Origin of the sequence: Wolbachia endosymbiont (group A) of Andrena hattorfiana, assembly GCF_947179565.1 — a bacterium.
Classification (GTDB): domain Bacteria; phylum Pseudomonadota; class Alphaproteobacteria; order Rickettsiales; family Anaplasmataceae; genus Wolbachia.
The window spans coordinates 167,803-189,168 of the sequence record NZ_CAMXBT010000001.1; the positions used below are offsets into that span (position 1 = coordinate 167,803).

Annotated in this window: 18 protein-coding genes, 2 tRNA genes and 3 pseudogenes; 11 read left to right on the forward strand and 12 right to left on the reverse strand. The window is 34.9% G+C overall.

The window, feature by feature from the left end; genetic code table 11:
• The 3 genes and pseudogenes from nth to icd form a co-directional block, all read right to left on the reverse strand.
• Positions 1-639: an endonuclease III gene (gene nth, locus OM966_RS00875; RefSeq protein ID WP_264328472.1), complete on the reverse strand. Its 639-nt coding sequence runs from the start codon at positions 637-639 to the stop codon at positions 1-3.
• A gap of 21 nt (positions 640-660) precedes the next feature.
• A pseudogene (locus OM966_RS07290) lies at positions 661-1,956 on the reverse strand (molecular chaperone DnaJ).
• A gap of 79 nt (positions 1,957-2,035) precedes the next feature.
• Complete coding sequence (gene icd, locus OM966_RS00890) at positions 2,036-3,454, reverse strand: isocitrate dehydrogenase (protein WP_264328475.1); 1,419 nt, start codon at positions 3,452-3,454, stop codon at positions 2,036-2,038.
• Positions 3,455-3,599: 145 nt separating this feature from the next.
• Here icd and OM966_RS00895 point away from each other — a divergent pair, with 145 nt between their 5' ends.
• Both OM966_RS00895 and OM966_RS00900 read left to right on the forward strand, forming a co-directional pair.
• Positions 3,600-4,097, forward strand: a complete 498-nt coding sequence (locus tag OM966_RS00895; protein WP_264328476.1) for an RDD family protein — start codon at positions 3,600-3,602, stop codon at positions 4,095-4,097.
• A gap of 22 nt (positions 4,098-4,119) precedes the next feature.
• A complete protein-coding gene (locus tag OM966_RS00900; RefSeq protein ID WP_264328477.1) occupies positions 4,120-4,596 on the forward strand; it encodes an RDD family protein in 477 nt (158 codons plus the stop codon).
• Positions 4,597-5,464: 868 nt separating this feature from the next.
• On the opposite strand, the gene sucD is transcribed toward OM966_RS00900, so the two are convergent.
• The 8 genes and pseudogenes from sucD to hemF all read right to left on the reverse strand — a co-directional run bounded on the left by sucD (position 5,465) and on the right by hemF (position 11,137).
• A complete protein-coding gene (gene sucD, locus OM966_RS00905; protein WP_264328478.1) occupies positions 5,465-6,337 on the reverse strand; it encodes a succinate--CoA ligase subunit alpha in 873 nt (290 codons plus the stop codon).
• Positions 6,338-6,340: 3 nt separating this feature from the next.
• Positions 6,341-7,492 (reverse strand): ADP-forming succinate--CoA ligase subunit beta, encoded by a 1,152-nt coding sequence (gene sucC, locus OM966_RS00910; RefSeq protein WP_264328479.1) that lies wholly within the window; start codon positions 7,490-7,492, stop codon positions 6,341-6,343.
• Positions 7,493-7,521: 29 nt separating this feature from the next.
• On the reverse strand, positions 7,522-7,722 hold the full coding sequence (gene rpsU, locus OM966_RS00915; RefSeq protein WP_264328480.1) for a 30S ribosomal protein S21: 201 nt from the start codon (positions 7,720-7,722) through the stop codon (positions 7,522-7,524).
• Between the two features lie 155 nt (positions 7,723-7,877).
• Positions 7,878-7,951 (reverse strand) — tRNA-Pro (locus OM966_RS00920).
• A 225-nt stretch (positions 7,952-8,176) separates the two neighbouring features.
• A complete protein-coding gene (locus OM966_RS00925) occupies positions 8,177-8,863 on the reverse strand; it encodes a 16S rRNA (uracil(1498)-N(3))-methyltransferase (RefSeq protein ID WP_264328481.1) in 687 nt (228 codons plus the stop codon).
• Between the two features lie 28 nt (positions 8,864-8,891).
• Positions 8,892-8,963, reverse strand: a tRNA-Glu gene (locus tag OM966_RS00930).
• A gap of 45 nt (positions 8,964-9,008) precedes the next feature.
• A pseudogene (locus OM966_RS00940) lies at positions 9,009-10,264 on the reverse strand (hypothetical protein).
• 48 nt (positions 10,265-10,312) lie between these two features.
• Positions 10,313-11,137 (reverse strand): oxygen-dependent coproporphyrinogen oxidase, encoded by an 825-nt coding sequence (hemF, locus tag OM966_RS00945; RefSeq protein ID WP_264328484.1) that lies wholly within the window; start codon positions 11,135-11,137, stop codon positions 10,313-10,315.
• Positions 11,138-11,297: 160 nt separating this feature from the next.
• Between hemF and OM966_RS00950 the strand changes: the two genes are divergently transcribed.
• The 3 genes from OM966_RS00950 to OM966_RS00960 all read left to right on the forward strand — a co-directional run bounded on the left by OM966_RS00950 (position 11,298) and on the right by OM966_RS00960 (position 15,559).
• Positions 11,298-13,778: a response regulator gene (locus tag OM966_RS00950; protein ID WP_264328485.1), complete on the forward strand. Its 2,481-nt coding sequence runs from the start codon at positions 11,298-11,300 to the stop codon at positions 13,776-13,778.
• Positions 13,779-13,868: 90 nt separating this feature from the next.
• Positions 13,869-14,711, forward strand: a complete 843-nt coding sequence (locus OM966_RS00955; protein ID WP_264328486.1) for a ParA family protein — start codon at positions 13,869-13,871, stop codon at positions 14,709-14,711.
• Complete coding sequence (locus tag OM966_RS00960; protein ID WP_264328487.1) at positions 14,708-15,559, forward strand: ParB/RepB/Spo0J family partition protein; 852 nt, start codon at positions 14,708-14,710, stop codon at positions 15,557-15,559. The genes OM966_RS00955 and OM966_RS00960 overlap by 4 nt, the downstream gene beginning before the upstream one ends.
• Before the next feature lie 850 nt (positions 15,560-16,409).
• On the opposite strand, the gene OM966_RS00965 is transcribed toward OM966_RS00960, so the two are convergent.
• Positions 16,410-16,742, reverse strand: coding sequence for a TrbC/VirB2 family protein (locus OM966_RS00965; RefSeq protein WP_264328488.1), 333 nt, complete (start codon positions 16,740-16,742; stop codon positions 16,410-16,412).
• 135 nt (positions 16,743-16,877) lie between these two features.
• Here OM966_RS00965 and OM966_RS00970 point away from each other — a divergent pair, with 135 nt between their 5' ends.
• From OM966_RS00970 to OM966_RS00995, 6 genes and pseudogenes are all read left to right on the forward strand, one after another.
• Positions 16,878-17,693, forward strand: a complete 816-nt coding sequence (locus tag OM966_RS00970) for a YihY/virulence factor BrkB family protein (protein ID WP_264328489.1) — start codon at positions 16,878-16,880, stop codon at positions 17,691-17,693.
• Positions 17,680-18,435 carry an SDR family oxidoreductase gene (locus OM966_RS00975; protein WP_264328490.1) on the forward strand — a complete coding sequence of 252 codons (756 nt, stop codon included), beginning with the start codon at positions 17,680-17,682 and terminating at the stop codon, positions 18,433-18,435. The genes OM966_RS00970 and OM966_RS00975 overlap by 14 nt, the downstream gene beginning before the upstream one ends.
• 274 nt (positions 18,436-18,709) lie before the next feature.
• Positions 18,710-19,462, forward strand: a pseudogene (locus tag OM966_RS00980) (IS5 family transposase).
• A 202-nt stretch (positions 19,463-19,664) separates the two neighbouring features.
• Entirely contained in the window at positions 19,665-19,871 is a 207-nt protein-coding gene (locus OM966_RS00985; RefSeq protein ID WP_264328491.1) for a hypothetical protein, read from the forward strand.
• A 3-nt stretch (positions 19,872-19,874) separates the two neighbouring features.
• Positions 19,875-20,888 (forward strand): WD_0033/WD_0034 family tandem repeat-containing protein, encoded by a 1,014-nt coding sequence (locus OM966_RS00990; RefSeq protein ID WP_264328492.1) that lies wholly within the window; start codon positions 19,875-19,877, stop codon positions 20,886-20,888.
• A 149-nt stretch (positions 20,889-21,037) separates the two neighbouring features.
• A complete protein-coding gene (locus OM966_RS00995; RefSeq protein ID WP_264328493.1) occupies positions 21,038-21,256 on the forward strand; it encodes a hypothetical protein in 219 nt (72 codons plus the stop codon).
• The last annotated feature ends 110 nt before the right edge of the window (positions 21,257-21,366 follow it).

Sequence of the window (21,366 nt, forward strand, 5' to 3'; positions counted from 1 at the left end):
CTAGACTTTATACCTTTTGCATTCAAACTCACACAAATCATGAATTATACACGTTTCACACGAAGGCTTTTGCGCTTTGCAAACATATCTACCATGCAAAACTAGCCAATGATGAGCATAAAGCAGGTATTCTTTTGGAACTACATTTAAAAGAGATTGCTCTGTTTTAAACACATCTTTTTCTCTCACAAGTCCAAGTCTATTGCTCACTCTAAAAACATGAGTATCAACTGCCAATGTTGGAATACCAAGTCCTGAATTTAAGAACACATTAGCGCTCTTTCTCCCAACCCCTGGTAAAGATACCAAATCATCGAAATTAGTAGGCACTTCGCTATTGTACCGCTCAATCAATATTTTGCTGAGCCCGATTATGTTTTTTGCTTTGGAATTATATAAACCAATACTGCTTATGCATTTTCTCAGCTCATTTTGCCCAAAACTCAGCATCTTTTCTGGCATATCAGCGATATTAAATAGTTCTCTTGTAATTTTATTAACGCTTACATCGGTTGTCCGTGCTGATAAAACTATCGCAACTAGTAGTGTAAAATGATTGGTATAATTTAGCTCTATTTTTGGCGCAGGATTTGATTGTTGAAACTTTTCAAATATCAATTCTACTTTTTTTGAGTCCATGCATAGAGCTAAAAGCTTATACTACACTGTTTGCTGTGCAAATTCAATTGCTTGAGGATTAGATAGTCCTTTAGTATTAACATCAGACATACCAGTTTTTACCTCATCAAAATTCCTCTCAGCAAATTCGTTCGCTACCTCTGCAAAACACTTTCTAACAATAGGCATGATAATTGGCATTAATAATTTATGTGGATCATACCATTTCAATAGGTCAGTTTCTTTTTGCACTCTATCTCTTGGATCCTCTTCTAGTAAATCTTTTGTGTACTTTTCAGCATATATTTCACAACCTTTTGAGAAAACAGAAGCTAATGTTTCAATTAATACTGCTAATAACAATAGTGGACCAAGTATAGTTCCACCAACAGTTAATCCATTAGCAATGAAATTCGTTGTAAGTAGATAAACAGAAAAAGCAGCTAGAGGATAGGTAAGAAGGAGCATACTGCCTAGTCCAATATAGCTCATTTTATTCATAAATTCATCAGTGGAAATTTCACCATTTCGATACTTAGCCATATAATGGCTCACTAACTTATAAACAACGTATCCACAAACAGCTACTATCCACCATGACAAGTAACAGCCTACAGTAATGATAGTTAATATAGCTAAAAGTGAAGTACTCACTACTCGGATATATAGTAAGGCATTTTTACGTTCTATGAATTTTAATGCTAATGCCTTTTTATCTTCTTTTTTAATTAGACTTCCACTTTTTTTTAGGGGAGCAATATAATTGAGTAATTGCATGCCTGGCTTTGCTTGATATTGATTCAGTTCTTGTGTTAACTTTTTAGTTTCCATCACTTTCTTGAAATAACCTAAGCTTGAATCTTGGAAAACTTTTTCCATTTGACTTATAAGCTTAACATAGCTTTTTAAGTCTTCTTCAAACAAAAGGTCTTTACTCTTTAATATAGAAATTAATTCTATGTAATTCTTTCCTACCGCTTCTTCTTCACTAATTTTCAGTGTATCAAATAACTTTTTCCTATAATGAAACTCCCTTTCTGTTTAACGCCCGTCACTTTCAGCATCAACACTGACTTTAACGCAAGGATTTCCCGATTCTAAAGGTTTAATATATTTTTTCAGCTCTTCATGAGCTTTATAAACCCGATCGAATCTATCCTTATCTCCACCTTTGTCAGGGTGATCTACAAAAATCAGTTTTCTATACCGTGTTTTTAAAACGCTACTAAGCTCTTCATAATCCTTACCTACAACTTGCTCAGCTTTTATTTCCAATATGTTAAACAAATTGACATTATCGCTAAATTCTTGAATCTCTAACTTAAAATGCTGACCCATTACTACCCCTCATACAAATATATATACTCTTAATATAACAACCTAAATATTGCATATAATTAAAATTGTCAATAATAACTTAAGAAAAGAAACCCTCTTTCCCATCATACAAATACAACTTATCCATTCTCACCACGTCAAAGCTATTTTCTTCGAGTTTGATTAGCAAGTTATTTACATCACTATTTGTAATAGCTTGCTTTTCATTATTTGCGATAAACCTACAGGTTATTTGATCGCTTGAAGATTTTGAGCTTCTTGGCCAAATTGCCAGTCCTTTTGAGTATATTGCTATCATTTGCAGATTATTTAATCCTACTATTTGATCAAAATTGCTGGATTTGTCCCAAGCAAGCGTTATATCACTACCCACTAGCTTTTTAACTTTGTAATCTTGTTCGTAATTGTCTTGTACTTTATTTATTTTACTATCCAAATCACTGCCAATTATAAGCTCAGATAATATTGTAGGTTTTTTCCCTAGATTATCTATAACAGCTTCTGCAAATTCTTTTGTACCAACTTTCTGTTTACTTCTTTTCTCCTTATACAAATCGGCAGTGTGTATTCCATCCTCTAAAGTCTTCAGCCATGCATCGTAGATTAGTTTTGCAGTACCCACTTGACCTATGTAAATTAGCATATGCACTGCAGCATTTAAAAGACCAGAAGGATTAGCTATGTTTTTTCCTGCAATATCAGGAGCAGAACCATGAACCGCTTCAAACATCGCATATTCATTACCTATATTGCTACTTCCAGCGAGTCCCACAGATCCAGAGGTTTGTGCCACTATGTCTGATAATATATCGCCATATAGATTTTCAGTTACTATAACATCGAAATTCTTCGGTTCTGTGGCAACACGTGCCATTCCAATATCAACTATATAATGTTCTGCCTTTATGTCCTGGTATTCCTTTGCAATGCGATCAAACGCTGCATGGAAAGTTCCGTCAGTCATTTTCATTATGTTGTCTTTAGTCAGGCAAGTTACTTTTTTTCTGTTGTGTTTTTTCGCGTATTCAAAAGCATACCTGCATATCTTCTCTGAGCCAGATCTAGTAATAATTTTAGTGCATTGGTAAGAATCACCAGTTAGCCTATGCTCTATTCCGGTGTAAACGTCCTCTTCATTTTCGCGTATCACTACGATATCAAACTTATCGAATTTATTTTCTATAACAGGATGATATGAAATACACGGCCTGATGTTTGCATATAACCCTAGATTTTTTCTGAGTGCAACGTTCAAGCTCTTGTGGCCTTTACCTTGAGGAGTTGTTGTTGGAGATTTTAATAATATTTTTGTCCTTTCAATTGATTCCCAACCACTTGGAGAAATTCCGTGAGACCATTCCTTACTATAAACACGCTCACCTATTTCAATAATATCTATTGAGATTTTTGCTTCCGCTTTGCGCAATATCGACAGCACCGCTTCCATAATTTCTGGTCCGATACCATCACCATACGCAACTGTGATTGGTGTTGACATAACTTCCCTAACTGTAAATGATTTAATGTTAATTCAAATAATAGAGTGGCACAAGTAGCTAGTATTGCACAAATTAGTATATTTACGATTATTTAATAACGTGCTTTTATAGTATATAATGACATTATGAAATATAGTTAGGGTTATGAATACTGAAATAAATGTTAAAGTAAATTACGTAGGGTTTACAAGGCGTACTGTAACAGCAATACTTGACCAAATAATATTTTTCTTTCCTTCATTCATCTTATACATTGCATTGTTGGGCAATAATGAGGTAAATAATTTTCTTGACGAAATTGAACAGTTAACATCTCCTTATACAATCTTTACATCAGTGCTGTGTACAGTATTAGAAATATTAATAATAACAAGACTGGGAGGTACGCCAGGACAACTGTTGTGTGGTTTGTATATCAAAGATGCAGACACATTTAAAAATACTACTCTTATGCAAGCAGCAATAAGGTGTATTTCTGAGACAGTTTTCTTGATTATTTCTTTTTTGCTGACTCACTATGTTTCTCAGTGGTTTATAATTTTACCAATTTTAGTTTTAATATTTGCGATATTCGACCGGCGCAAGCAGACTTTTTATGATAAAATTGCAAAAACAGTAGTAATAGACTATAAACCTAGTTGATATTTTTCTTTATAGGCAGTGTATGGATAAAAACGTAAACTACTCAACAATGACAAGGCGTATTCTAGCATTTATAGTTGATTGTATTTTATTTATCGCAATACCATTTGCTTTAATGGCGGTAGGTTTCTCACTTACACACGTAATACAAGGGATCATGGGTGCAATAATTGTAATCACCACGATTGTATTTTCTTTATTTTTAATGATACCACGTATATTTCATATATTCATGCTAGTAAAATTTGGCGGCACTCTAGGGCACTTGTTATTTAGCATGCGTGTAAGAGACAAAGATACACTTGAGCAGATCACTCTAATACAAACAATAAAAAGAACCATCGCTTTTTTCATAATTTACTGTATATCGCTTTATAATCCTATTTTACTTTTAGCTATACTAATCCTAGATTTAGTATGTGCAGTAGATGATGAACATAAACAAGCTTTTCATGACAAAATTGCAAACATGGTAGTAATAGATTATAAACCTAGTTGATATTTTTCTTTAGTTGTTACCACCAAGGGTGTTATTCCAGCGCGTGACGTTAGTTAGAATCCAAAAACCATGAGAGCTACAAAAACTTCCTTGACAAACTCCGCCAGCCCCCTTATCATGGAAGTGAAGCTGTTTTATTTCACTTCGCAATCTCTGCAGTGGATTAATGACAAAAAAACTTAATGTATTTGGCGTAAATCATGCTTAATTTTTTGCACTATGTGCACCTCATGTCTTTGTAAAACTTTAGGTTTCTACCTATACAAGCCGAAACGCGCTTATAAAGCGTTTAAGACAGTAAAAGACGTCAAATAGGCAAGGGAGAATTTGAATACTAGCTACCCTGGGGTTTCTTTGCCTTTTTTTCCGCTCAGTAAATTTCTTAACGTTTATAATTTAGGTTAGTTGCATTTAAAAGCAGCTGAGTCGCGGTTATTAGACGTTTGGAATAAAAAAACGCCATACTTGAAAGTATAATGTAAGTAACTAGCCAACCACGGGGCTTCTTTTGCCTTTTTTTTATTTGGTAAATTTCTTAATATTTATGACTAAAGTAATTTAGGCCTACCGACAACCGTCATCCCTGTAAAGGTCAAGTAATTCATCATCCCGCTACGTGTTAGCGGATGAGATACCGCGAATGAATCGCGGTATGACGTAGAGTCAGCGTTAGCTATAACACAACACTTTTATACTCACCAAATTAGTTTGCTTGCTTACAAGCAAACTTTCCTGGATCCAAGTAGTCAAGCTACTCGGATGACATCATTATAGAGTGAACCAGTGTCAGCTACTTGAGTGACACCCTTTCTAGTAGAAACTGCTCCTCAAATCACAACGTTCGTACAGCTGCGTTTTAGATTAGGCACTAATGCATTACTTCCAATACCTTCTTACCAATCACTACAGGGGTTTCAGCAATTGCAATCCCGGCGCTCCGCATAACTTCTAGTTTTGCACCAGCACTTCCACCACTGGAAGAGATGATTGCTCCAGCGTGTCCCATACGTCTTCCTGGAGGTGCTGTTTGACCTGCTACAAAACCAACGATTGGCTTTTTAGTTTTTTCTGTTTTCACAAAATGTGATACATCTTCTTCTTCGTTTCCACCTATTTCACCAATAACTACAATACCATGAGTATCGTCATCTTTTAAAAAGAGCTCCATACAGTCAACAAATGTCATACCATGAACTGGATCCCCCCCAATTCCGATACACGTGGATTGACCAAGACCAACAGCGGTTGTTTGTGCTACTGCCTCGTAAGTTAAAGTTCCTGAGCGAGACATAATTCCTATGTGTCCACGCTTATGGATATGGCCAGGCATAATCCCTATTTTGCACTCTTCGGGCGTAATAATTCCCGGGCAGTTAGGACCAATCAATCGACTTTTTGAACGAGCAAGAGCATGCTTCACCTTTACCATGTCAAGTATAGGAATGCCCTCTGTAATGCAAACTATTAGCTCTATCTCTGCATCTATTGCTTCAAGTATTGCATTAGCTGCAAACTTAGCAGGTACATATATTACCGTGGCATTCGCATCAGTTTTTTCTTTGGCTTCTGCTACAGCATTAAAAACTGGTAAGTTAAGGTGAGTGCTACCACCCTTGCCAGGAGTTACACCACCAACCATTTTTGTTCCGTAGCTAACTGCTTGCTCTGAATGAAATGTACCTTGCGCACCAGTAAAACCCTGGCATATTAACCTTGTATCTTTGTTTACTAAAACGGACATACTCTATTTCACCTCTTGTACTATTTTCTGCGCAGCATCGCCCAGTTCATCTGCAGCAATAATATTTAATCCTGACTCTTCTAAAATTCTTTTTCCTTCTTCGAAATTAGTGCCTGATAATCTAACCACTAGAGGAACTTTAATGCTCATTTCTTTTACAGCCGCAACAATTCCACTTGCGATAATATCGCAACGCATTATACCACCAAATATGTTAACCAAAATTCCTCTTATGTTGCTATCAGACAATATGATTTTAAATGCTTCAGTTACAGTTTCTTTACTCGCTCCACCACCAACATCCAAAAAGTTAGCAGGCTCTGCTCCGTAGTATTTTATTATATCCATTGTTGCCATAGCAAGACCTGCACCATTTACCATGCAACCAATACTGCCATCCATTTTGATGTAACTGAGCCCATACTTTGAAGCCTCTATCTCTTCTTTCACTTCTTCATCATAATCACGAAGTTCCATAATTTCTGGGTGACGATATAAAGCATTGTCATCGAAATTAATTTTCGCATCGAGCGCAATAAAATCTCCAGAACTTGTTTCAACCAGTGGATTAATTTCAATTTGGCTCGCATCAGTTGCAATAAACGCATCATATATATTTTTTGCAACATTTGTTATTTTTTCTATTTGTTCTGAACTCAAATTAAAACTGCTGCTTAACTTGCTGCTATCAAAACTTGTAGCAAGATCAATATCAAATTTCACAATTTTTGCGGGAGAATTTTTCGCCACTTCTTCGATGTCCATTCCACCTTCTGAGGAAAATATGAATATTGGCCTACTGAGCTTCGGGTCAATTACCAGGCTTAAGTAATACTCTTTCTTAATGCTTGAGCCTTCTTCAATATATACTCTTCTTACTTGCTGCCCGCTTGGCCCTGTTTGATGAGTAACTAAAGTCATACCAATCATGTCTTTTACAAACTGTTGAGCTTCTTCATCTGACTTTGCTAGCTTTATGCCACCGGCTTTACCCCTACCACCTGCATGAATTTGAGCTTTAACCACAAACACGTCAGATTTTAATTGACTTACTTGAGTCTTTACTCCTTCTGCAGATATAGTGACAAAACCTTTTGGCACCGGGACATTAAATTTATGCAAAATCTCTTTTGCTTGATATTCGTGAATATTCATAAAACAACCAATGATAAACTATTAAAAAATTACCAACCGTAACGCTGCCTTCTGCATTCTTGCTGGTGCCTCTTTTTTCTCGCTTCAGCTTTCTTTTTAGTTCTTTTTTCTGATTTTTTTTCATGATATTGTTTTTTCATTTTCAACCCTCTTCCTTCCTTTTGAATTGTTTTTTTCAATACTGGAAGAGCTCTGTCTACATCACCATAATGGACTGATACTTCAATCAAACTCTATACCTCCTTCGGTAATCATTTCAAAATTTATTTATAAATTAGAAAATTAACATTGTCAATTATTTTATAAACTTGAGCGTTAAACTGCAATATGAACGAAATGCCTTTAAAAGCTCTAACTATTAAAAGCGTTAAAACTTCTGCTAGCATCGGGGCGGAGAGATTTGAACTCCCGACCCTTTGGTCCCAAACCAAATGCGCTACCAGGCTGCGCTACGCCCCGACTTCTTTACTCAGAGTATCAATAACTCAGGCAAAATGCAAGATTCATTTGTTTATTTTAGAAAAAATATAATATAAGATTTAATATTATTTTAGAATATGTTTTTTATTAGCTCCTCTTTAGTAGCAAACTGCTTCGCAGGCGGCCTATAGAGTTTGTACAGTTAGCGCGTGCAACACTGAATCAGATTTCTCTATGGCCCAAACCTTAGCCATATTTAAAAATCTAGCTACACCAATTGGTGAAAGTTAGTGCAGCAACCACAGCAGTATCGACCCTTAAAATTCTTTTTCCTAGACTCAATTTTTGACAAAACTTATCGGCAAGATCAAGTTCATAAGATGAAAAACCACCTTCAGGGCCAACAATAATAGCAACATTTTTCTTACCTTTCAGCACTTTATCAGCTTTACCTGTTTCATCACATAAAACAAAATTTTTACTCTGGGAATCAGGTAACTCACAAAAGTTAATAGGAGGCAAAATCTCTGGTATACTCATCCTACCGGATTGTTCCGCAGCTTCGATTGCCTGTAATTTTGCTCTACTTAGGTTAATGTTTTTTACTACTGTACGTTCCGTTGAAATAAATTGAATGCAGGTTACTCCCATTTCAGTTGCCTGTCTTACTATGTTGCCTAAAGCACCACTTTTTACCATGGCACAATATAAGTATAAATTTTCCTCATATTGCTGTTGTTTAGTGCATTCTTTGAGTGTAACTTTTGTTAATTTACGCGATATATTAACTATTTCTCCTAACCATTCTCCATCCTTTCCATTAAAAAGAGAGAGATTATCATACTTCTTAAGCCGCATTACATTGCAAATATAGTGACTTTGTTGTGGATTAAGTGCTAAACTCACGCCTTGTGATAAAGCTTCTTCAAAATAAAGCCTAATTTTTCCCATTCAAAACTTTAATTATATTCTACTTGAGTGACTCTTACGGGATTTGAACCCGTGTTACCACCGTGAAAGGGTGGTGTCCTAACCACTAGACGAAAGAGTCAATGCGAATTAACTCAAGTTATATTGATTATGCACATAAAGTCAATTATTTTATGGCGCAAACGTCTTTCTCTATTCCATATTTAATATTCACTGAATTTATTTCAGATTTAGGAGTTTTAGATCCTAATTCTAATTGTTGTTCAACTTTTGTATCGGAATCATAGCCAGAATCGTAGCCAGAATCTCTACGCTCATATTTCTGCTTTATTTCTTCTACACTAAAGCCAGCCTTGGTCTTAATTTTTTGATCATTAGTCTGTTGCTGACTTATCGGCTTATTAGCACTTAGCTTCACTTGCTCTTGCCAATCATTCACTTTATCCTGCACTAACCCATGGTAAGTTCCAGAATTGGCTTTTACATCTTTTGCTTTTTTTTCTGCTCTTTTCTTGGACAAATCTACCCTAGCATAAATAGGTTCTGACGATTGTTCTGGCTCTTTCTGTTTTAGGCTAGCAGGCTTTTTTGTTCTGAAAGATCATCTATAGTGCAATAAATAGGTTCTTCTGATATACTCAAATAACCACTATCGTCCAATGATGAATTTTCAGTAGATTTTTTATGTGAATCATATATTTCAGCATAAATAGATTTTTCTGATACGTTCAACTCCCCTAATGAGTTACTAACCTTAGTGTCATACACCTCAGCGTAAATAGACTCTTTTAAAAGAAAATTACCATGGCCAGTACTCTTTGACTCATACTCAAAAGTTCTAGGAGGTTTTTGAGGTGGTATCATGTTACCAACTGAGTTAGCCTCAAGTTTCAGCTTTACTACTTCTTTAAACTCATCAAAACCCTCTCTTTCTTTGAAAATGTTCAATATTTTTTCCTTTTCTGCAACATTTCGAGGCATTGCACCATTTATTACTAACTCACCAAGTATTAAACAACATTTTTCCTTATAGTCTTTGAGATACTCCTTGCCTAGGACCGGCATAACCTCTTTCTCATGAGCAAGTGCTCTTTCGTATTTATAGATTACACTTCTTATACCGTCGCTGCCTATTGCATTAACGTTGGCGCCAGCATTAATAAGTAATTCCATTACATCATAATCAAGACTTTTTACTGCATATCCTAAAGCCTGATTTAAAGCTTGATTATTATTTATATCAAATGATCCTGTATTCTTGAAAGACATAGTCTTTGAAAAGAATTTTCTAAAACTATTTAGTGCATTGTAGAGACTTAGAGTCAGTTTAACACCTTTTATGTCATTGTTTTTGACAGATTTAATTAAAAAATTATCTATTATACCCATGATTATACCCCCTATATAAAAGCTCACTATCATGGTACAACTTTAAACTATGATGATTTATTTTCTGCTAATAGCAGCTCTCTATAACCACTTAACAAGTGGTGGCATTGACATCATAATTGCATCTGGATTGCCGTCAGTCATTAAACCAAACCTTGTGCCACGATCGTATAACAGATTGAATTCTACATATCTGCCACGTTTTATTAATTGATTTTCTCGTTGTTCTTTTGTCCAAGATTTTTGTATATGTTTACGTATGATGTGCAAATAAATTTCCAAAAAGGCTTCACCTACTGCTTTTGTGAACTCAAAATCATTTCTCCAATTGCCAGAACTCAGATTATCATAGAAAATACCACCAATGCCACGCGGCTCTTTTCTATTTGGTAAGAAAAAATAGTTGTCACATTGCTCTTTAAATTTTGGATAATATCCGGTGTCAAATCTATCACATGTCATTTTGATTGATTCATGAATATACTTGCAATCTTCTTCATTTTTATATATTGGCGTAAAATCCATCCCTCCACCAAACCATTGTTTTGAAGTATATATCAGCCTTGTGTTCATATGTGCTGCAGGGATAAGGGGCGATTGCATATGAGACACTAAAGATATACCGCTTGCCCAAAACTCTCCGTTACTTTCACTTGCACCAGGAATTTCATTAATGGCTGAATCTGCAAATTTTCCGTGTACTTTTGAAACGTTTACTCCAACTTTTTCAAAAACATTGCCAAAAATAATTGTAGATTCACCACCTCCACCACCTGGGCGATCCCACTTTCTTTTTTTGATCTTTGGCTCTGCGGATGATTGTTTTTCAATTAATAAGAAAGATTCTATGATCTTATCTCTTAGTGCACAGAACCACTTAAATGCTTGTGTTCTTTGTTTTTCCATAATATCCTCTCGCTAGCTTATTAACATTGTTATATCTGATATTTAAGGAACTTAATTAGATTTGGATGATAATTATCTATCAAAGACGTTAATAAATCTATAATAATTAAATCAATATAATAAAACATTTTCATATGTACAACGATGCCAAGTAACAATAATGAGTAAAAGATACATAGATAACAAAAAAGAGAACAGGGTTGACTTCATACTAAGAAATTATGGAATGTCAATTGTTGTGATGGCAGTTATTATGCTCTTACCTCCAGTAGCAATATTGATACTCTACTTTTTTGATATATATAGTCAGCATATTAATATAGAGATTAATTTATTAGTTAGCATTCTAACAACTCTCTTTATGATATATAATGTAAAACGCTACAGACACCTACTTAATACTATAGAATTTCAAAATGCAATATTTGCAAATGCACTAAATCATAATACAGAATTTTGCCTTATTTTACATAGAGATGAGGGTATTATTTATGCTGATGCAAGGTTCTACGAAAGGTTTAAAGATCATATAGATGATGACATTACGTTAGGCAAGATTTTTGAAATAGGAGATGTTTCAGAAGAAGATAAAAAAGTACTCTATCATGCACTGAAAAATAACTCTTCTGTACAAGTATGCATTTCCTTAAACAAGAAGAATAGAGTATCTAACTTTCTTTTGCTCTTTGAGCCGATACCAGATAATCCCCAAATTGCTATAAATAGTAATAAGATTTTAAATTTATCATTAGTGCCAATAGCAAGGCCAGATGGGTATTTTGTGTTAAAAGCAACACAGATAAACAAGGAGCAGATATATGAAGAGTTAATAGAAAAACACAGCATAGGAACTTACATTGCAAATGCCAAAGGGGTGATTTTATCTGTAAATAAAAGATTTTTAGATATATTTGAACTGAAAAAACTGGAAAAAGGTAGCTCAATCAGTGATTTTATATCTCAATCTAAATATAACAATACAACAACTGATAATGAAATTTTGTTTTTTACTATAAGTGGTATTCCATTCAAGGCTTATATGAGCACTGCTATATTTTGTGATAAATACAACCATAGCTATATATATGGCTTTATAACACCAACCGAATCAAATATTGTTGATTATCAATTACACCCTTGTTTTGCAAATTCATCAATTGCTATTGCACAATGTGACATAAACGGCAACTTTGTAAAGAAAAATACGGCACTAATAAAGCTTGCAGGGTCAGATAATAATTCAATCTTTACATTGATATTAGATAGTTATCATGTGAAAATACGTGAATATTTTTCGAGTAATAGAATAAATAATGCGTCCTTTGATGTACAGCTCAACGGCGATAATAACATAAAAATATATTTCAATAAGTTTCTTCATAATAAAATGATCTTCATACTTTGTTATTTTATTGACAATACTGAACACAAAAACCTAGAGATAAAGCTTGAGCATTATCAAAAGATGCAAGCTATAGGGCAGTTAGCAGGTGGTATTGCGCATGATTTCAACAATATATTGACTGGGATAATAGGATTTTGCGATTTGCTTTTACTCCAACATTCAGCTGGTGATCCATCTTTTGGAGATATAATACAGATACAGCAAAATGCAAAGCGTGGATCAAATTTAGTAAGACAATTGCTTGCTTTTTCAAGAAGACAGACCTTGCTGCCAAAAATTATTGATGTAAATAGTACTATAGCTAATCTTTATGAAATGATAAAAAGATTAATAGGTGAAAATATAAAGTTTAATATTTATTATGGTAGAGACTTGGGTGCTGTTAGGGCTGATCAAGGGCAATTAGAGCAAGTTATACTTAACTTAGCAGTCAATGCTAGTGCTGCTATGGAAAAGGGCGGAGAATTAACTATAAGAACCTTTAATCAAAAGATTGACTCATTAAATTCTACATCTCAGGACATGTTTTCTCCAGACAAGGAAACGATCGAACATGGAAATTATGTTGTGATTGAAATAATTGATACTGGATGTGGAATGACAAGTGATACAATTGAAAAGGCATTTGACCCATTTTTTTCTACCAAAGATATTACCTCTGGTACAGGTCTTGGCCTCTCTACTGTATATGGCATTATTAAACAAACTGAAGGATACATCTATGTTGCTAGCAAAGTAAATCATGGAACTAAATTTAGCATATTTTTGCCCATGGTTTACATATCAGATGAAAATCTGATAGAGGAAGATAGTGAAGAAATAGAAAGACCGGTAGTAAGTGAAATTAAAGGTAATGGTATAATTTTATTGATTGAAGATGAAAATTCAGTAAGGGAATTCATCTCTAAAGCACTCAAAAGAAAAGGATTTGATGTAATAGAAGCGAGCATAGGCAGCGAGGCGCTAGAAATAATCAGTAAAAAAAATCAACACATAGATCTAATAATCACTGATGTAATCATGCCAGAGGTGAGTGGTCCAGAAATAGTTAAAGAAGCATTGATCCATAGGCCAAATATCAACGTTATTTTTATTTCTGGGTATGCAGAGGATGCTTTTTTAAAGAGTGATGACATCAATATAGAAGATTTTCACTTTTTGCCAAAACCATTCACTCTGAATGAATTAGGAAACAAGGTTCAAAGTGTGTTACACAAAGCAAAAAAGACAGTCTAATTTTAGTGTGATTAGCAACAAAAAAATTTTCTAATGCAAAAGTTTCTTGCATATATACAATAGAATTATTTTATACATAAGATAAAAGGCGTGAGCAAGATTATTGCAATAGTAAATCAAAAGGGTGGAGTTGGCAAAACCACAACTAGTATAAATTTATCGACAGCCTTTGCTGCTGTGGAAAAAAGCACTTTATTGGTAGATCTTGATCCTCAAGGAAATGCTAGCACCGGACTCGGGATTTCTTATCGTAGTAGGGAAGAAAAAAATATATACAAAATACTACTGAGCAGCGAAAATAAATTGATAGAATCGGCAATTTTCAATATAAAGGAAATTCCAAATTTATCACTAATTTCGTCAGTAGTTGATCTGTCAGCTGCAGAAATTGAATTATCGCAACTTGAGCGAGGAAAATTTGTGCTAAAAAGCGCATTAGAGAAGATACGCGATAATTATGAGTATATAATCATCGATTGCCCTCCATCACTTGGGCTTCTAACCATAAATGCTTTGACTGCTGCTAATTCTATTATTGTTCCTCTTCAGTGTGAGTTTTTTGCTCTGGAAGGATTAAGCCATTTAGTTAAAACTGTAGAACTGATAAAAAGGAATAACCTAAACCCTTTTTTGGCAATAGAAGGGATCGTGTTAACAATGTATGACAGGCGCAACAAACTCAGTGAACAGATTAAAAACGATATTTGCCAGTATTTAAATGATAAAGTATACAAAACTATCATCCCATTGTATGAGACTGTTATTCCACGTAACGTACGGTTATCAGAAGCACCTTCTCATGGAAAACCCGCTATTGTGTATGATCTTAAGTGTCCTGGTGCACAAGCATATATAAGTTTGGCAAGGGAAATTTTAAAAAAGCACGCGAGCAGTTGTAAGGAGAAGAAGCTAGTGAGTGAGGGCGTGGTATGAAGGATGATAGACGCCTAGGCAGAGGTCTTGCCGGCCTCATAGGCGATAATTATGATAATAAAGAAGATCGACAAGAGTATTTGCCTATTTCATTACTGCACCCAAGCAAATTTCAACCGAGGAAACATTTTGACGAGGAGTCATTAAGAGAACTTGCAAATTCGATAAAGAAAAGTGGCATTATACAGCCTATCGTGGTACGCAAAGATTCAAATGATGATGGTTACGAAATAATAGCTGGGGAACGTCGTTGGCGAGCAAGCAAGATTGCAAATCTTGATAGTGCACCCGTTATCATAAAAGATCTGAGCGACAAGGAATGCTTGGAAGTATCCATTATTGAAAACATACAAAGGCAAGATATTAATCCAATAGAAGAAGGTGAAGCGTATAAGAGACTGATAGATGAGTTTTCCTATACACATGAAGAATTAGCTTCAACTATAGGCAAAAGCCGCAGTCACATAACTAATATGATTCGGATGTTGTCACTTCCTGATGGAGTAAAAACAATGATCAACGAAAAAAAGCTATCTATGGGTCATGCAAGAGCGTTGATTAATGTTGAAAATGCGGAAAGTATTGCAGAAGAAATAATTTCCCAAGGCTTAAGCGTTAGGCAAACTGAAAAATTGATAAAAGACTTACATCAAAGTAACAACCAAAAAGAGCAGAGATATACCAAAAATCAAGATATGGCAGCACTAGAAGGTGCTATATCTTCTCAACTTGGTTTAAAGATCAAAATTAATGACAGTAATTCTAAGGGTAAAGTTATGATACGGTATAATAATCCAAATGAATTGAATTTAATATTAAAAATTTTAAATAGGAAACTTGAGTGCTAGTAGAGCAAAAAGATAATATAAAATACAACTGTTGGTGTCACCCAAGTGGCATGGAGAGACAAAAATCACTTGACAAACTCCGCCAGCCCCCTTATTATGACAATAAGGGTATTTATGATTCAAAACTTGTTTTTGACCTGCAGGCTCAATGACAAAATTCAGTAAAAAACTTAGGGTATTTTTTGGCGGATTACATAAAATTATAGCGGCTGCATGTCTTTTTTATTTTTTCTACATTCAGCCAAATCGCGCTTATTTTAAGCGTTAGCACATTATTACAGAGCTAGTTCAAATTATTATAGGGTCAAAACTCGCACCATGGGGCTTCTTTTGCCTTTTTTTTATTTGGTAAATTCCTTAATATTTATAGCAACATGAACTGGGCAGGAAGGTGTCATTCCAGTGCTCCTTTTTTTGTCATCCCAGTGCCCAGAAACTGGGATCTAGCTAAGTTAGTGAGTGTAAAAGTAGCCAACCTTACGTTAAAACACAACGTTCTTGATGAGATTGCATAAAAACTGGATTCCTTACATCATAGAGGCACTGCCATTATAGAGTGAACCAGTGTCAGCTACTCGGATGACAAAAAAAGGGGCACTGGGATGACAGCTACCCTGACAACCGTCATCCCGCTGCTTGTTAGCCGGTATCTAGAGATACTGTGACGGTATGCGGCAGCATGACGATAACCTTGTCATTCTAGCGCGTGACGCTGGAATCCAGACTTTAACTGATATGATTACAGAAAGAGAATTTATTAGGTAGTCATAGACACTGAAAGTGGTAAAACTTACCACTTTCAAGTAAAGAAAACTACGTTTTGTGCCTCCAATAATTTCTATGAACTATTCTATAGACTATTCTGTGCTGCACCGTTTTTACAAACCACACCGCCTGGTGCTATTTTTGAAACGACTACAGGAGCGCCAAAAAACACAGCAGTAAATATACCGAGTGCAAAAAGCGCTGGCCACGGCATCCTGCCGAATATTGCAAGCAACGCTGCACCAATGATCACTATTGTGATCATTGGTCCACCTATGCCATGAGTATAGTCTATTATCTTGCATATCACTGATAATGTTTCATCTTCTTTTTCATCAGCAGAAATAGTCTTACCATTAGCATTTGCATCAAATGCAAAGGAGAGAATTAAAGCTACAAGTAGAAGAAAATTTTTCATTACGCCTCCTATAATTTCTGTTTCATATTTGATTATCTATCACATTGATTAAGTTTAAGTAAATGGTGAGGATTTTTTGCTTAAAAGGATCCTTTATTTCATTTAGAATACTTTTCTTGGTTCGTTTATATTACAGTGCTACAGAAATTTTACAGTATCGTTTATTGCCTTTATCGTGCTTTGATTGACACAATTCATAATGATGGAGTGGAGCATGCAGGGTATCTATCATTTTTAATCCTGTTATCGATATTCCCTTTTCTTATTGTTTTAATGGCTGTGGCGTCAACATTCGCAAATTTCTTAGACCAGTATAACATTGGCTGGGTATTTATCATTGATAACATGCCACAGGATATTTTGGCATCTTTGATGCCGCGTATCAGAGAGATAATATCAGGCCCGCCGCAAAGCTTACTAACTTTAGCAATTGTAGGCGCTGTTTGGACCGCCTCGTCAACAATTGAAGGGCTAAGAACAATATTGAACAAAGCTTATAAAGTTCCGGTTTCGCCACCTTATATATTAAGAAGGTTGTTAAGTATACTACAATTTTTAGTGATCACGCTCATTATAATTCTAACTATAGTGTTCTCTACATTAGTGCCAATGCTAATTGATTTTTCCTATCAGGGGATTAGTTATACTAAATATCTCCTCATTGAATTTGTACTTTTCACAGTAGTCTCTTGGCTATATTTTATGTTGCCAAACATAAAACAAAATTTATCAGACGTCTTTCCTGGATCTTGTGTGGCTGTTATTCTTTGGACAATTTCTGCTTCAGCTTTCAAGCAATACTTAAAAGCTTCCTTTGATCAACTGAATTTGATATATGGAAGTTTAGGTGGTATGGTAGTGTCATTACTATTTTTTTATATGCTAAGTTTGATTTTTATATATGGAGCAAAATTTAATTTTCAGCTAAAATATTTCAATGAATCTCGCTAAGGAGAAAGAAATGAGTAAGTTAGAAGGTAAAGTAGCTTTAATCACCGGAGCTTCAGGTGAAATAGGCTCTGCTGTTGCAAAAAGATTTGTAAAAGAAGGTGCATGTGTAATTCTGATTTCAAGATCTCTTGATAATCTCAAGCCACTATATAATGAAATTGAAGAGCTTGAAGAATTTAAAGAAGGCTCTGTGAAACTAATTCAGCTTGATCTTTTAGACTTTGAGAATGTAAAGATACTGACAAACATGATAGAAAGCCTGAAATTATCAGAATCTGGAGCACTTGATATATTAGTTGCATGTACTGGAATTTTAGGCAAATTGAACCCTATTCACGACTGTGAGATTGAAGAGCTACAGAACGTAATGAATACAAATTTTACTGCCAATTGGTACTTGCTAAAAAACTTAGATCCAATGCTAAAGAAGTCTAATGCTGGAAGAGTGATATTCATGACCTCAGAGGTGACACTTTCTCCTTCCTCTTATCCATATTGGATGCCGTATGCTGCAAGTAAAGTTGCACTAGAAATAATGGTGCAGATATATGCATCTGAGACAAAACATACAAAATTATGTGTAAATGCTGTATACACGAAAGGACCTGTGGGTAGTGAGCAGGCATTTCCTGGATCTGAATTGGTGTCACCTGATAAACTAACAGACAAATTTGTGGAGTTAGCTTCTAACGATTGCAGCGTATCAGGAGAAATCTTACCGCTTAGCAAATCTCCCGAATAAATTACACTAGAAAGGATGTCATCCCAGTGCCCAGACACTGGGATCTAGTTTTTAATTTAACATAATCAAGAACGTTATGTTTTACTTTTATGCTTACCAAATTAGTTTACAATCAAAGTTTCCTGGATCCCAGTGTCTGGGCACTGTAGACAATGTGGCAAAAAATATTATAGAATTCAATAGGATAATCCCTAGGCTCTGTGGACAAAAAATATGAAAAGAGAGAAAAAGATGGTAGTTTAGCCTAATAGGTAAAAAATGGAGAAACTACCATATGCAATATTACATCAAAGAGGAAAATTGGAAACAAATTTTAGAGTTCATAAAAAGCGTAAAAGGAATGCACAGCAAAGATGAAAAACGTTTAAGAATATTCATAGAGGCAGTGTGGTACATAGTGCGAAGTGGTTGCCAATGGAGACTTTTACCAAAAACTTATGGTAATTACAGGAGTATACATAAGCGATTTAAAAGATGGTGTGAAAGAGATGTCTAGAAAAAATTGCTTGAATATATTAAACAAGAGCCTGATTTAGAAGTTGCTATAATCGACGGTACGATCATCCGAGCCCATCCATGTTCATCTGGATATACAAAAAACTCCAAGGATCAAGAAGCTTTAGGGAGGAGCAAAGGTGGCTTTACAACTAAAATACATGCGCTTGTCGATGCACTTGGAAATTCACTTAAATTTACTCTGACTCCTGGTCAAAGAAATGAAATTACGCAGGCACAAGTGTTAACCGAAAGTATCTATAACTCTACTGTAGTAGCTGACAAGGGCTACGATAGCAATGCCTTTGTTATAAGTCTTGAAGACAAGGGATGTACAGTAGTTATTCCGCCAAAACGGAATCGAAAAGTGCAAAGGTATTACGATGAGCATATCTACAAAGAACGTCATTTGATTGAGTATTTTTTTGGTAAAATTAAAAATTTTAGGCGCATTTTTTCCAGATTTGATAAAACTGCTGAGGTTTTTATGGGTTTTCTCAATTTTGTTGGAGCTCTTGTATGGCTTCTCTAAAATTTTGTCCACAGAGCCTAGAGAATTACTCACCTACAAAAGGGCAAGTCGTGTTACTGCTGTTTAGATGTAAAAGATAAGCTAAATTTTTACAAAGAAAACATTTCAAGCAGCAAGACACCTTTGATTGAACCAAATTTATGGGGTGAGCAACTGCAACTACTACAACTAAATCAATAAATCTTAATAGGGGAAAAACATTATGAAAACGTCAAAACTGACATTAGTATGTGATATATATGAATTAACAAATAAAGATAGAAAGAATATTCAAAAGCTAGCAAGAGAAATAGAGGAAGGGAAAAGTATTGCTGGAAGGTTCAGAAATAGAATATTCAAAAGGTCCAGCTATAACACAAGCACGATTCTTTTAGCGAAAATAACTTACGAGTATCAGGGTAGAGAGTAGGCATTGTCACTACTACATTATGCTATAAGTCATAAAAATAGTCAAGCTGTAAAAGATCTTTTAGAAGAAGCCAAAAAACAAAAACTATTAAAGGAAGTTCTGAATGAAGAGATGACCACAAAACATTCAGATGGTCGGGAAGAAACTCATACAATACTTACAGATGCTATATCACGTAGAGACAATGACATGATTAGAGCAGTGTTAAAGATCTCTGAGGAAAATGGTATTTTGAAAGATATTCTAAAAAAGAGAATAATTATAAAACATTCAAATGGCAAGGAAACAACTTACACTCCATTCACCTATGCTGAAGCACGTAAAAATAGTGAGGCTGTAGAAGAAATCTTAAAATTCTCCGGAGAACTTGTTAATAAGAGAGTAACCCAGCAGTCCACTGTTGTAACAGCCAAAACTACTACAGCTAGAAGTGAAAAAGTGCTTCAAGATACTATCGGTAATATCGAGACACCGGCTGACGCATATGAAAATAGTAATAAAAGTAGTCTTGAAGAATCTATAGAACATGAATATCTTGAGCCATGTGAAAATAGTAATGAAAGTAATACAATAGCTATAGAGCACATCGCTGCTTCAATAGAAAATCCTGATAATACTGGAATATGCAAAAACAGTACCTCCAATATTTTAACAGAAATTGCTGCACAACCAACTCTAAGTACTACCGATAGTACAGAAAAAGCTAATACCTTATCTTCTACTGAAATGAAACCTTGTTTTTATAGTGGATCTGGAAAAGAAGATACTGTGAACGAAAAAGAAGGACCATTAACACAACAAAGGCAAGCAATCCTGGCTGGTGTTGTTGGTGCAATATTACTGGCAAGCGGTGTTGCATTGTATATCATGAAAATGCCTGTAGTAGCAGTGGTTGTGGGAATAGTTGGATTAGTATGTATAGGCTTTGCGCTGTATAATATCATAAATCCCAACACCAAGCTCGAGAAAGTAGAAAGTGTCAACCCAACTACCACTGATCTTACTTTTCAACTTTGAAATTAATATCCTTACCATTATTAATAACAAATAAATATTTAAAAAATTTCTTGACTTCCGCCAAAATAGATGGCTTCATGCCAATACTACTAAGAAAACAGTAGTAAACATTAAAAAAAATTGAAGCGTTAATTAGTGAGGATTTTTACATGAATAACAATAACCGAAAATCAGCGTTAGCACGACTACTATCAAAGACCCCTGAGCAGCTAAAACTATACTGCAAACTACTCGATAATGAGAAAAGACAAGATCTTTATCAAAAGGTGCTGAAGGAAATGCGTGAGAACCCAGAAGTGAATCAGTTGAAGAAGCTGAACGAAATAGCTGCTGTCATAGAAGAGGCCATTGAAGAGGGAAGAGAATGAGTTTATTAATTAATATATATAAGATATTAGCATAATTATGAATGCCCTCATGAGAAAGAATGAGCAGTGCATATAGGAATTTATACGGGTTTTGCAGTTAATAAAAAAAT

What these genes read in the sequence shown, in the direction of transcription:
- OM966_RS00965 (WP_264328488.1), bottom strand. Translation starts at nt 16,742, where the DNA reads ATGAAAAATTTTCTTCTACTTGTAGCTTTAATTCTCTCCTTTGCATTT.
- OM966_RS00985 (WP_264328491.1), top strand. Translation starts at nt 19,665, where the DNA reads ATGAAAACGTCAAAACTGACATTAGTATGTGATATATATGAATTAACA.
- sucD (WP_264328478.1), bottom strand. Translation starts at nt 6,337, where the DNA reads ATGTCCGTTTTAGTAAACAAAGATACAAGGTTAATATGCCAGGGTTTT.
- hemF (WP_264328484.1), bottom strand. Translation starts at nt 11,137, where the DNA reads ATGGAAAAACAAAGAACACAAGCATTTAAGTGGTTCTGTGCACTAAGA.
- OM966_RS00995 (WP_264328493.1), top strand. Translation starts at nt 21,038, where the DNA reads ATGAATAACAATAACCGAAAATCAGCGTTAGCACGACTACTATCAAAG.
- OM966_RS00960 (WP_264328487.1), top strand. Translation starts at nt 14,708, where the DNA reads ATGAAGGATGATAGACGCCTAGGCAGAGGTCTTGCCGGCCTCATAGGC.
- OM966_RS00925 (WP_264328481.1), bottom strand. Translation starts at nt 8,863, where the DNA reads ATGGGAAAAATTAGGCTTTATTTTGAAGAAGCTTTATCACAAGGCGTG.
- icd (WP_264328475.1), bottom strand. Translation starts at nt 3,454, where the DNA reads ATGTCAACACCAATCACAGTTGCGTATGGTGATGGTATCGGACCAGAA.
- OM966_RS00895 (WP_264328476.1), top strand. Translation starts at nt 3,600, where the DNA reads ATGAATACTGAAATAAATGTTAAAGTAAATTACGTAGGGTTTACAAGG.
- OM966_RS00950 (WP_264328485.1), top strand. Translation starts at nt 11,298, where the DNA reads ATGAGTAAAAGATACATAGATAACAAAAAAGAGAACAGGGTTGACTTC.
- OM966_RS00900 (WP_264328477.1), top strand. Translation starts at nt 4,120, where the DNA reads ATGGATAAAAACGTAAACTACTCAACAATGACAAGGCGTATTCTAGCA.
- sucC (WP_264328479.1), bottom strand. Translation starts at nt 7,492, where the DNA reads ATGAATATTCACGAATATCAAGCAAAAGAGATTTTGCATAAATTTAAT.
- OM966_RS00975 (WP_264328490.1), top strand. Translation starts at nt 17,680, where the DNA reads ATGAATCTCGCTAAGGAGAAAGAAATGAGTAAGTTAGAAGGTAAAGTA.
- nth (WP_264328472.1), bottom strand. Translation starts at nt 639, where the DNA reads ATGGACTCAAAAAAAGTAGAATTGATATTTGAAAAGTTTCAACAATCA.